This window comes from Buchnera aphidicola (Aphis aurantii) (assembly GCF_039388985.1).
Taxonomy (GTDB): domain Bacteria; phylum Pseudomonadota; class Gammaproteobacteria; order Enterobacterales; family Enterobacteriaceae; genus Buchnera; species Buchnera aphidicola_BL.
Genome location: NZ_CP135021.1, coordinates 118,214 through 131,053 on the forward strand (window position 1 = coordinate 118,214; position 12,840 = coordinate 131,053).

13 protein-coding genes are annotated in these 12,840 nt (G+C 24.0%); 12 read left to right on the forward strand and 1 reads right to left on the reverse strand.

The window, feature by feature from the left end:
• Positions 1–11 precede the first annotated feature (11 nt).
• From RJT32_RS00590 to tyrS, 6 genes are all read left to right on the forward strand, one after another.
• Positions 12–1,046, forward strand: coding sequence for an RnfABCDGE type electron transport complex subunit D (locus RJT32_RS00590; RefSeq protein WP_343154352.1), 1,035 nt, complete (start codon positions 12–14; stop codon positions 1,044–1,046).
• The gene (gene rsxG, locus RJT32_RS00595) at positions 1,043–1,648 is read left to right on the forward strand and encodes an electron transport complex subunit RsxG (protein WP_343154353.1); all 606 of its coding nucleotides are present in this window, start codon (positions 1,043–1,045) and stop codon (positions 1,646–1,648) included. The genes RJT32_RS00590 and rsxG overlap by 4 nt, the downstream gene beginning before the upstream one ends.
• A gap of 13 nt (positions 1,649–1,661) precedes the next feature.
• Positions 1,662–2,348, forward strand: coding sequence for an electron transport complex subunit E (locus tag RJT32_RS00600; protein ID WP_343154354.1), 687 nt, complete (start codon positions 1,662–1,664; stop codon positions 2,346–2,348).
• Positions 2,349–2,351: 3 nt separating this feature from the next.
• Positions 2,352–3,002 carry an endonuclease III gene (gene nth, locus RJT32_RS00605; RefSeq protein WP_343154355.1) on the forward strand — a complete coding sequence of 217 codons (651 nt, stop codon included), beginning with the start codon at positions 2,352–2,354 and terminating at the stop codon, positions 3,000–3,002.
• Positions 3,003–5,000 (forward strand): replication restart helicase PriA, encoded by a 1,998-nt coding sequence (priA, locus tag RJT32_RS00610; protein ID WP_343154356.1) that lies wholly within the window; start codon positions 3,003–3,005, stop codon positions 4,998–5,000.
• 104 nt (positions 5,001–5,104) lie between these two features.
• Positions 5,105–6,379: a tyrosine--tRNA ligase gene (gene tyrS / locus RJT32_RS00615; RefSeq protein WP_343154357.1), complete on the forward strand. Its 1,275-nt coding sequence runs from the start codon at positions 5,105–5,107 to the stop codon at positions 6,377–6,379.
• A gap of 57 nt (positions 6,380–6,436) precedes the next feature.
• On the opposite strand, the gene RJT32_RS00620 is transcribed toward tyrS, so the two are convergent.
• Entirely contained in the window at positions 6,437–6,817 is a 381-nt protein-coding gene (locus RJT32_RS00620; protein WP_343154358.1) for an iron-sulfur cluster assembly accessory protein, read from the reverse strand.
• Positions 6,818–7,037: 220 nt separating this feature from the next.
• Between RJT32_RS00620 and ydiK the strand changes: the two genes are divergently transcribed.
• From ydiK to rplT, 6 genes are all read left to right on the forward strand, one after another.
• The gene (gene ydiK, locus RJT32_RS00625; protein WP_343154359.1) at positions 7,038–8,126 is read left to right on the forward strand and encodes an AI-2E family transporter YdiK; all 1,089 of its coding nucleotides are present in this window, start codon (positions 7,038–7,040) and stop codon (positions 8,124–8,126) included.
• 363 nt (positions 8,127–8,489) lie between these two features.
• Positions 8,490–9,536, forward strand: coding sequence for a 3-deoxy-7-phosphoheptulonate synthase (locus RJT32_RS00630; protein ID WP_343154360.1), 1,047 nt, complete (start codon positions 8,490–8,492; stop codon positions 9,534–9,536).
• Positions 9,537–9,653: 117 nt separating this feature from the next.
• Complete coding sequence (thrS, locus tag RJT32_RS00635; RefSeq protein WP_343154361.1) at positions 9,654–11,582, forward strand: threonine--tRNA ligase; 1,929 nt, start codon at positions 9,654–9,656, stop codon at positions 11,580–11,582.
• Between the two features lie 3 nt (positions 11,583–11,585).
• Positions 11,586–12,125 carry a translation initiation factor IF-3 gene (gene infC, locus RJT32_RS00640; RefSeq protein WP_343154518.1) on the forward strand — a complete coding sequence of 180 codons (540 nt, stop codon included), beginning with the start codon at positions 11,586–11,588 and terminating at the stop codon, positions 12,123–12,125.
• A 64-nt stretch (positions 12,126–12,189) separates the two neighbouring features.
• Positions 12,190–12,387 (forward strand): 50S ribosomal protein L35, encoded by a 198-nt coding sequence (gene rpmI, locus RJT32_RS00645; RefSeq protein WP_343154362.1) that lies wholly within the window; start codon positions 12,190–12,192, stop codon positions 12,385–12,387.
• Positions 12,388–12,426: 39 nt separating this feature from the next.
• Positions 12,427–12,783, forward strand: a complete 357-nt coding sequence (rplT, locus tag RJT32_RS00650) for a 50S ribosomal protein L20 (protein WP_343154363.1) — start codon at positions 12,427–12,429, stop codon at positions 12,781–12,783.
• Positions 12,784–12,840: the final 57 nt, after the last annotated feature.

The following is a 12,840-nucleotide window of genomic DNA, read 5'->3' on the forward strand; positions in this document are numbered from 1 at the left end:
TAATATAACAAATGAATCTTCCTTATATATACAATACTTATAATGTAAAAAAAATTATGTTTTTTGTTCTTATAGCATCTATTCCAGCTATATTAACAGAATGTTATTTTTTTGGATTAGTAATATTAATACAAACATTTTTATTTGTAATGTTTTCTTTACTATTTGAAATAATTATATTAAAAATACGAAAAAAAAACATTAAAAATAATTTATTAGATAATTCATCAATTTTAACGGGAGTTTTATTAAGCTTAAGCGTTCCTTCTACTTTGACTTGGTGGATGATAATGTTTAGTTCTTTTTTTGCTATTATTGTCGCAAAACATTTATATGGGGGTTTGGGGCAAAATATATTTAATCCAGCTATGATTGGATATGCTGCATTACTAATATCTTTTCCTTTATACATGAGTTCTTGGCATAAAGAAAATACTAATTTTTTTTCTTTAAATGATTTAAAAATATCAATAAATAGTATTTTTTTTCAAACAAGTAAAAGTGATTTATTTTTAAAAAATTATCCTGATAGCTTCACAGAAGCAACACCTTTAAATAATACTAAAAATAAATCTCGAATTTTTTATAATATAGACTCTTTATATACAAAACTAAAAAACAAAAAGCAAAATAATTTTTCGTCCTGGAATTACATTAATGTAAGTTTTTTATTAGGAGGTGTTTTTTTATTATATAAAAAAATTATTTGTTGGCGTATTCCATTTAGTTTTTTATTTGCTTTGGTAATTTTTTCTATTTTTGATTATTTTTTTTTAACTAATTTCATTTTTTCTCCATTTTTGCATCTTTTTTCTGGAGGAACAATGATGTGCGCTTTTTTTATTGCGACTGACCCAGTTACAACTTCATATAGTAATATAGGAAAGATAGTGTTTGGTTTAATAATTGGTTTTTTAGTATATGTACTTCGAATTTACAGCGATTATCCAGACGGAGTGGCTTTTTCAGTATTATTTGGAAATATGCTTGTACCATTAATAGATGATTGTTTAAAATCATCTGGATATGGGCGCAAAAAAACATGAAAGATTTTAAAAAAATATTAAAAAATTCATTTATCATGAGTTTTTTTTCTGTTTTTTTTTTATGTGTTGTTGTATATGTAAATTTTATTACAAAATCTCAAATAAAAAATCAAAATGAAAAAGAAAAAAAAATATTTTTACAACAAGTAGTTCCTGATATTATTTACAACAAGTATAAAGCAAAAAAATATTTAGTAAAAAATAAATTATTAGGGGATTTAAAACAACATAATTTATGGTTGCTATTTCGTAATGAAATACCAAAAATTGCAATTATAGAAAGTACAGCTCCAGATGGATATTCTGGTTCAATTTATATATTAGTCGCTGCATATTTAAATGGCAAAATTATTGGTGTCAGAGTATTGTCTCATAAAGAAACTCCTGGAATTGGAGATAAAATTGAGATTTCTATTTCTAATTGGATTACTAAATTTAAAAATTTAAGTGTGATAGATGATCAAGATAATCGTGTATTATTAAAAAAATATGGGGGAAAAATTGATCAGTTTACAGGAGCAACTATTACACCTCAAGCAGTTACTAATGCTGTAAAAAGAACAGTAATTTTTATTAGAAATATACCATTTACGATTTTTTAAGAGATAAAAATATATGAAATGGAGTACTTTTTTAAGAAAAAGATTATGGAATAATAATTCTTCTTTAGTACAACTTTTAGGTTTATGTCCAGTTTTAGCGATGACTACAAATGTAGTTAATGCAGTGGGGCTTGGAATTGCTACAACATTCATATTAACTATTACAAATAGTATAATTGCTATATTTAAATATATTATTCCTCAAAATATTAGAATTCCTATTTTTATGTTAATTATATCTTCGACAGTGACCTGTGTAGAAATGATATTGCATGCTTATCAATTTAATTTATACCGATCATTAGGTGTTTTTATACCACTCATAGTAACAAATTGTATTGTTATGGGTAGAGCGGAATCTATAGCGTATCAGAATTCTATTTTAGTGTCTTTTTTTGATGGGTTATTCACGGGTTTAGGATCAACATTAGCAATGTTTTTTATAGCTTCGATACGAGAAATTTTCGGTAATGGAACTTTTTTATTTGGAATTAATAAAGTTTTTAATATTTTAGAATTGAATGATTTTTTTACAGTGTTAAATAAAAATATGATTATAATTTTAGCAGCGCTTCCTCCGGGAGGATTTTTAGTTTTAGGTTTTTTAATTGCTTTTAAAAACTACTTAGATAAAAACAAAACAAAAACTAAAAAAAAATGTTTGAAATGTATCTATTCAAATCCTAAAGATAATACATAAAATATGAATAAAAAAAAACGTTATAAAATTTTATCGTTATTTTATTTAAATCAACCTAATCCGATAACAGAGTTAATTTTCTCATCAGATTTTGAATTATTAATATCATTAATATTGTCAGCTCAATCTACTGATTCTATAGTTAATAAAACAACTTTAATTTTATTTAAAATCGCTAAAACTCCTGAAGAGATTTTACAATTAGGTATAGATAGATTAAAATACTATATTAAAAGTATAGGTTTATATAATATTAAAGCTGAGTACATTATTAAAACATCTTTTTTATTATTTAATAAATATAATAATCAAATTCCTAATAATCGTATTGAATTAGAATCTTTACCTGGTGTAGGTAGAAAAACAGCTAATATTATTTTAAATTTATTATTTAATAAAAAAACTATTGCTGTGGATACACATGTATTCCGGGTTTCTAATCGAACTAATTTTGCTGTTGGAAAAAATGTTAAACAAGTTGAAAAAAAATTAATTAAAGTAGTTCCATCTATCTTTAAAAAAAATATTCATTTTTGGTTTGTTTATCATGGACGGTATATTTGTACAGCACGCAAGCAAAAATGTAATTTTTGCTTGATTAATAAACTTTGTGAGTTTGTAAATAAAAATATTTATAACAATGTGAATATTTAAGTGATTATTGTAGACGTTATCTTACCTTTTCCGGTTTGGACGCATTTTAGTTATATAATGCCATATTCTATGATTCCTATCATTGGTAGTCGTGTTATTGTTCCATTTCGCTCAAAAAATGTAATTGGGATTATTATTTCAATTTGTAAAAAAGAAAAAGCAAGTGATTTAAATTTAAAAATTGTTAAATCTATTATAGATCATGAACCTATTTTAAATATTTCATTATTAAATATTTTTATATGGCTAAGTAAATATTATTATACTCCCATAGGAAGTTTGATTTTTTCAATTTTTCCAAATGTTTTAAAATTTAAAAATATAAAATTTAACAAACATAATAAAATTTATTTTAAACACCATTTTCATAATATATATCAATTTAAAATGCATAAGTTTTTTTTAAGTAAAAAAATTTTATTAAAAATAAATAAAATTTTAATTAAAAACTCTTTTTCATCTTGGTTAATATCAGAAATTAATTTATATATCAAAATTAAATTTTATTTAGGGTTATTCGAAAAGATTTTAAAAAAAAATTTACAAATTTTAATTATTGTACCGTTTACAAAAGATATATACCCAATATTATTTTTATTGAAAAAATATTTCAATATCCCGATAGATATTATTCATTCTAATTTAAGCGATAAAAAACTGTTTGATATATGGATGAAAACTAAAAATAATCGAAATTCTATTGTAATAGGAACTAAGAAAAGTATTTTTTTTCCCTTTTTATATTTAGGTTTGATCGTTATTTTTGAAGAGCATCACTTAGTTTATAAAAATATAGATAAATTTCAATATAATGTTAGAGATATAGCAATATTTCGAGCATATCAAGAAAATATACCTATTATTTTAGATTCAAATACACCTTCTTTAAAAACATTATATAATGTTGTTTGTAAAAAGTTTTTTTGGATAAATTTTCATACAAATAATACTTTTTTAAATATAAAATATCAAATTATTGATTTAAAAAAAGAAAAAATAAAAATTGGTTTATCAAATACATTAATTAATAAAATTATCGAAAATATAAAAAAAAATTTTTCAGTTTTATTAATATTTAATAAATTTGATTTTATGTTTATTGGTTTGATTTGCAGTTATTGTAATTGGATTCCAAAATGTAAAATTTGCAATGATTATTATGAGGTGAATAAATATAATAATATTATTTTTTGCAGGTATTGTTTGACTAATTATAAAAAACCATTAATTTGTTATAATTGTAATTTTCCTGCGTTAATTAAATATAATTTTGGTATAAAAAAAATAAAAAGAAAGATAAAGACAATCTTTCCTGATATACCTATTTTATTTTTAATCAGCTCAAATGATATTGAAAAACAAAAAATAAATTTAAATATTTCTAATTTTTCTATTTTTCATTCAGGAATTATTATCACGATGGAAAAAATAGCTCAAAATTACTATTTTCCTAATATAAAATTAATTGGTTTAATTAATATTGATAATTATTTTTCTTCTTTTAGCTTTAATAATACTGAACATTTTTCTCATTTTTATTTTAATCTTGTTAATTTAACAAAAAAATATTCAAAATTTTTAACTATATTAATTCAAACATCTATTCCTAATAATAAAGATTTAATAAACATATGTAATAAAAAATATTTTTTTTGCGCTCGTAATATGTTAATTTTAAGGAAAAAATTTTTATTACCACCATGGAATTTTCAAACTATTTTATATTGTCAAAGTAAACATTGTAATCAAAGTTATTTTTTTTTAAAGTTTATATATATTTTTTTAAAAAAAAAATCTAAAGAAGATAATATGTTGTTATGGTTTGTAGGTCCTGATCCTGTTTTTTTTGGATTTAAAAAAAAATATTTCTATAAATTGTTAATACAGTGTTCTTCACGTATTTATCTACGAAAAATATTACAAACTTCATTGGAAGTTTCTAAATATTTTTCTATTTTTCAGTATGTTAAATGGTATTTAAAACTTGACGTTGAATAATTTCAATTTAATAAAAAATTTTATATATTTTATTTATTGAATTGTAAAAGAAATTAGAATAATATACTTAAATAATTTTAAGTTTATATTTAAAAAGGTTGTTAATGAATTGTACTAATTTAATTGATGAATTAAGACAAAGAAATTTAATATTTCATATTACACATGAAAATAAATTAAAAAAAAATATTGAGCGTAATTTAATTTCAGTTTATTGTGGATTTGATCCGACCGAAGAAAGTTTGCATGTAGGTCATCTATTACCTTTAATAACTCTGAAAAGATTTCAAAAAAGAGGCCATACACCTGTTATTTTGATTGGAGGAGCTACAAGTCTTATCGGTGATCCTAGTTTCAAAGAAAAAGAGCGTTTATTAAATTTTGATCATAAAATTGATATGTGGGTACTAAAAATCATTAAACAAGTATCTTATTTTTTAGATATTAATATTAATTCAAATAGTGCAATTATATTAAATAATAAAAAGTGGTTTGAAAAAATCAATATTTTATCGTTTTTACGTGACATTGGTAAACATTTTTCAATTAATACTATGATTAATAGAGAAGCAGTAAAACAACGTATTAACAGATTAGATCGAGGTATTTCTTTTACAGAATTTTCATATAGCTTATTACAAGCATACGATTTCTTTATGTTAAATAAAAAAAAACAAGTATCTCTTCAAATTGGTGGGTCCGATCAATGGGGAAATATTTCAGCTGGTATGCATTTAATAAATCGAATTTCTAAAAAAGAAGTTTATGGTCTGACATTACCTTTACTTATGCAATCTAATGGTATTAAATTTGGGAAAACAGAATGTGGTACTATTTGGTTGGATCCTAAAAAAACTACTCCTTATAAATTTTATCAATTTTGGAAGAATATAGACGATTCTAATGTTTATAATTTTTTAAAGTTATTTACTTTTTTAGATTGCAATGAAATTAATAAAAGAGAATTAAATAAATACAAAAATCAACAAATAATGAAGGATAAATCTTATTTGGCAAAATATATGACTCGTTTAGTTCATGGTGAAGAAAATTTATTAGCTGCAGAAAGAATTACTCAGATTCTTTTTTTAGAAAACGCGAAAAATATAAAAAAATCTGATTTACAACAATTAAAACAAGATGGAATACATTGTATTGAAGTAGATCAAATTAGAGATTTACAAGAAGCATTAGTATTATGTTCGTTATCTACATCTCGAACGCAAGCAAAAAACATGATAATTTCTAATTCTATATCCATTAATACTAATAAAATTACTAACAAAAATCATATTTTTCATGATAAGGATAAACTATTTAATCAATTTACTTTAATTTCTAGAGGCAAGAAAAATCATTGCCTGATATTTTGGAAATAAGTTTTGATAAATATAAAATAAGTTTTTATGAGTTATAGTTAATAGCAATTAAATCAATTATATTGAAAAGCTTTCACCACAACCACAAAATTTTTCTAATTTAGGATTATAAAATTTAAATACTTTATTAATATTATTTTGTACAAAATCAATTGTAATTCCTTCTAAAAATGGTATATCTTTTTTAGAAATTTGTATTAAAATATTTTTATAAAAAAAAACTATGTTATCTTTTTTTTCTGATATTTCTTTATTAATTAATTCCATAACATATCTAAAACCTGCACATCCAGATTTTTTTACGATTAATTTGATTCCTTTATTTTCCGCATTAGTATTAATCAAAAATAATATTTGTTTTATAGCATTGGGAGTAATTGTAATTTCCTTCCATTGAGATTGATTAAATAAATATGTATTTTTTTGTTGTTTTTTCATTTTTTTCTCTTTAAACGATTTTAATATAAATAGATTCTTGTACATTAAATACATTCTTTAAATAATAGTTTAAGTTATATTTATGTCTTGATTTATTTTAAGGGTATTATTTTTTAGATAATTTTAAAAAAAATAATGTTATAATTATAATAAAATTTTTTAATTATTTTCTACTCATTATCATTATCTATAATATAAAAATATTGAGGTGAAAAATTATATGCAAAATCCAAAAGAAAAAATGGATTTATCGCAGTTTATTTTATCATTAATATTTATTATTGCTATAAGTATTACAAGTTTTTTAATAATAAAGCCATTTATATTAGGATTTTTATGGGCTAGTACAATTGTTATTGCTACTTGGCCTCTTATGTTAAAAATACAAAAATTTTTAGGAGTTGGGCGATTAATTGCTTTGATTAGTATGGTTGTAATTTTATTATTGTTATTTATTATTCCCATAGTACTTTTAGTAAATAGTTTAATTTCAACAAGTATTCCTCTTATTCAATGGTTTAGTTCTAATACTCTAGAATTTCCAGAATTAATTTGGCTTCAAGATATACCAATCATTGGGAAAAAAATTTTTATTAGTTACAAAGAATTATTGGATAGTGATGGAGCTGAATTGATTAAAGAAGTTAGACCATATATGGGTCGTACAACTGAGTTTTTTATAATTCAAGCTAAAAATTTTGGATTATTTGTTATGCACTTAACATTAATGTTAATATTTAGTATTTTACTTTATTGGAACGGCGAAAAAATTAGTAATATCATCCGTCAATTTGCATCTCGTATTAGCTCGAAAAATGGAGATGCTATTATTTTTCTTACAGTAAGTTCTATTCGATCTATTGCATTAGGAGTGGTAGTTGCAGCTTTAATTCAAGCTTTTTTATCTGGACTAGGTTTGTTAGTTTCAGGTGTTCCATATTGGACATTGTTGATGATTTTAATTGTTTTTTCTTGTTTAATACAATTAGGTCCATTACCAATTTTAATACCGTCTGTTATATGGCTTTATTGGAATAATGATACTACATGGGGTACATTGTTATTAATTTGGAGTTGTTTTGTATTTGTATTAGATAATATACTTCGACCTTTTTTTATACGAATTGGTTCTGATTTACCTACTTTTTTAATTTTGTCAGGAGTAATAGGTGGTTTATTATCGTTTGGGATGATCGGGTTATTTATTGGACCAGTAATTTTAGTAATTTTATATAGATTGATAATATCTTGGATATATGGTGTGTCTATTAATACAACTACTATAAATATTAAATATAAAGTTAATTAATATTAAAAATAGTATTTAACTATTTAAATTTTTTAATCTAGTTTATTAAACTAAAATAGGATCAGTACTTTTAAAAATAAGATAAAAAATATGATATTATAAAAAATAATTTAACTATGTTAAACATTTACTAATGCAGAATATGAATAATCTTGTATAATTATATAAGATTGTGTCTTTATTTTATTTCTTGGTTTAAGTTTTTATTATATTTAAGTATATTTTAAGTATATTATTACTTTTTATAAGGTAATACTTTTTTTGATATATTGTTTAAGACAAGTTTATGATTTATTAGTTTATCGTGATTTTATCACATCTTGATCTTTGTTTTAGGATAAAAAAATTCATTTAGAGAATAAAATGAAAAAAACAGATGAACTACGTACGATACGAATTGATCCATTAATAACTCCTTCTGAATTAGCAAAAAAATATGCTATTACTTCAGAAATCATGGATAATGTGATTACAACAAGACAAAATATTGCTCATATTATGACTGGTCAAGATTTACGTTTACTTGTGGTAATCGGTCCATGTTCTGTTCATGATCCTGCAGCTGCAGTTGAATATGCTCACCGACTATATGAATTACGCACAAAATATCAAGATCGTCTTGAGATTATAATGCGTACATATTTTGAAAAGCCAAGAACAGTCGTGGGTTGGAAAGGATTAATTTCAGATCCAGATTTAGATGGTAGTTTTAGAGTAAATCATGGGCTTTCTGTAGCTCGTAAATTATTATTAGATATTAATACATTAGGCATGCCTGCTGCAACAGAGTTTTTAGATATAGTCGTAGGTCAATTTATTGCGGATTTAATTAGTTGGGGTGCCATTGGTGCTAGGACTACTGAAAGTCAAATTCACAGAGAAATGGCTTCTGCACTTTCATGTCCAGTGGGTTTTAAGAATGGTACAGATGGTAATATACGTATTGCAATTGATGCTATTAGAGCAGCTCAAGCGCGTCATTTGTTTTTTGCTCCCAATAAAGATGGTCAAATGACTATTAATCATACCAGTGGAAATCCATACGGACATATCATCATGAGAGGTGGAAAAACTCCTAATTATCATTCTAAAGACATTGAATTAGCAATAAAAGATTTACGTGAATTTAATTTAACAGAACATTTAATGATTGATTTTAGTCATGGGAATTGTTTGAAAGAACATCTTCGTCAAAAAAATGTTGCTTTATCTGTTTCTCGTCAAATTTCTTCAGGATCAAAAAATATATTTGGGGTTATGATTGAAAGTTTCTTAGAAGAGGGATTTCAAAAAGTATCAAAAAATCAACCATTAATATATGGAAAGTCAATTACTGATGCATGTTTAAATTGGAAAGATAGTGTTTTAGTTATAAAACAATTAGCAGATGCGGTAGATGTTCGTTTTTAACTTATATGCTAGTCAAGATGTTGACTAGCATGTTTTTATTCGTTCAATAAATTCAATTTTATAAAATTAAAATTTTTATAAAATATTAAAATATTTATTATTAAAAGGTATATCGGAATGCCTATAATAAAATTTTGTGATGGGAGTAAAGAAATTTATGAACATTCTATTTCATTAAAAGAAATCTTAAAACATAAAAATCTTAACATAGATCAGTCTCTTATCGCTATTTCTATAAATGGTGTTTTTGCTAATTTAAATACTTTAATTACAAAAGATGCTTCAATATCATTGATTACTAAAAAAGATGTGTATGCTTTAAGTATCATGAGATATTCATGTATACAACTTTTAAGCTATTCAATTAAGACAATGTGGCCATTATGTCGAATCGTAGAAAGTCAGATTATAAACGATGGTTTTTATTGTGATATAGATTCAACAGAAAGCATTCTTAAAAAAGATCTTGTATTAATAGAAAACAAAATGAAAGATCTTGTAAACAAAAAATATGATATTTTAAATAAAAAAATTTCTTTTAGTAACGCTTTAAAAGAGTTTGAAAAAAATGAGGAAATATATAAAGTTGATTTTATAAAAAATAATTTTTTAAAAAATGATATAATTTCATTATATTATCATGAAAATTATGTAGACTTAGATATTGGCATGCAGGTTTTTAACATAAAATTTTGTAAATATTTTAAATTACAAAAAATTGGAGGCGTTTATTGGAAAGGTAATAGTAAAAATAAAATATTACAACGTATTTATGGTACTGCATGGTTAAGTCAAGAAGGATTAAATAAATTTTTAACTTATATTAAAGAAGTAGAAAAAAGAGATCATAGAAAAATTAATAAATATTTAAAATTATATCATATGCAAGATGAATCTCCAGGTATGATTTTTTGGCATAACAACGGTTGGATTATTTTTAATGAATTAGAAAGTTTTGTTCGTAAAAAATTAAAAGAATATAAATATAAGGAAGTCAAAACGCCTTTATTAATAGATAAATCAATATGGGGGAAAAGTGGTCATTGGGACAATTATAAAGATTCTATTTTTACTACGTTATCAGAGAATAGAGAATATTGTATTAAACCTATGAATTGTCCTGGGCATGTTCAAATTTTTAATATTGGCTTAAAATCTTATCGAGATTTACCTATTCGTATGGCGGAATTCGGAAGTTGTCATAGAAATGAGTCTTCAGGATCTTTGCATGGTTTAATGAGAGTTCGTAATTTTACGCAAGATGATGCTCATATATTTTGTACTAAAGAACAAATACATTCTGAAATAAATAATTGCATTAAAATGATATATGATTTATATAGCACATTTAATTTTAAGAAGATTATAGTTAAATTTTCTACTCGACCTAAAAAACGAATTGGTGATGATATAATTTGGGATAGAGCAGAAAAAGATTTATCTGATGTGTTAGTAGAAAATAATTTAGAATTTGATTATCAACTAGGGGAAGGTGCTTTTTATGGGCCTAAAATTGAGTTTATTCTACAAGATTCTTTAGATCGAAATTGGCAATGCGGAACAATTCAATTAGATTTTTACTTACCAATGCGTTTGAATGCGTTTTATATTAATGAATATAATGAAAAAAGTATTCCTATAATAATTCATCGAGCTATATTAGGTTCAATTGAGCGTTTTATTGGAATATTAATAGAAGAATGTTCTGGAAAACTTCCAACTTGGTTGTCTCCTGTGCAAGTCGTAGTAATTAGCGTTAAGAATGTTTTTTCTATTTATGTAACTAAAATAGTTGAAAAATTAAATGCCTTTAAAATTCGTGCTGAATCAGATTTAAGAAATGAAAAAATAGGTCTTAAAATTCGAGAACATAGTTTACGTCAAATTCCGTATATATTAATATGTGGGGAAAAAGAAATTCAAACTAATACAGTTTCTGTTAGAAATAGAAATGGAAATAATTTTGGAATGGTGGATATTGATTTATTTATTAAAAAACTGCAAAAAGAGATATTTACTCGTAGTTTTTTTCAAATGGAGGAATAAGGTATTAAAGTCGGAAAAAGAGCTCAATTAACCAAGCCAAATCGTATTAATAAGGAAATTCGTGCAATTAAAGTTCGTCTTACAGGGTTTGAAGGCGACCAAATGGGTATAGTTAGTTTACGTGAGGCTTTAGAAAAATCTGAAGAACTAGGTTTAGATTTGGTAGAAATTAGTCCTAATGCAGAACCTCCCGTTTGTCGTATTATGGATTATGGGAAATTTCTTTATGAAAAAAGTAAATCTTCTAAAGAACAGAAAAAAAAACAAAAAATTGTTCAAGTAAAAGAAATTAAATTTCGACCTGGAACCGATGAGGGAGATTATCAAGTTAAATTGCGTAATTTAATTCGTTTTTTAGAAGATGGTGATAAAGTTAAAATTACTTTGCGATTTAGAGGTCGAGAAATGGCTCATCAAAAAATAGGTGTAAATGTTTTAAATAGAGTAAAAAACGATTTAATTGAATTAGCAACTATTGAGTCATTTCCATCTAAGATTGAAGGTCGTCAAATGATAATGGTGTTAGCGCCAAAGAAAAAATAGTAATTTTTGACTAAATATATTTAAAGATAAATATAGTTTTTTTATCATTCAAAAGAAACATTATATGCCAAAAATTAAAACTTTAAAAAGTGCAGCTAAACGTTTTAAAAAAACTGCATCTGGTAAATTTAAACGTAAACAAGCAAATTTACGTCATATTTTAACAAAAAAAACAACAAGCAAAAAACGTCATCTTCGTCCTAAAATCTTAGTATCGAAAGGAGACATAAACAAAGTAAAATTATTTTTACCTTATATATAAATTTATTTTACTAAATTGTATGAACAGGAGAGCATATCAATGGCTCGTGTAAAACGCGGTGTGACTGCTCATGCTCGTCATAAAAAAGTTTTGAAACAGGCAAAAGGCTATTATGGAGCTCGATCTCGAATTTATAGAGTAGCATGTCAAGCAGTAGTAAAAGCTGGTCAATATGCTTATCGTGATAGGCGTCAAAGAAAAAGACAATTTCGTCAACTTTGGATTACCAGGATCAATGCTGCTGTACGCCAAAGCAAAATTTCTTATAGCAAATTTATATATGGATTAAAAAAAGCTTCTATTAATATTGATCGTAAAATATTATCTGATATTGCAATATTTGATAAACATTCTTTTAACATTTTAGTTAAAAAATCAAAAGAAGCTTTACTTTAATATCATAATTTAAATAAGGGGAAATTCATCTCCCCTCTATTTAAATAATAAATAAAT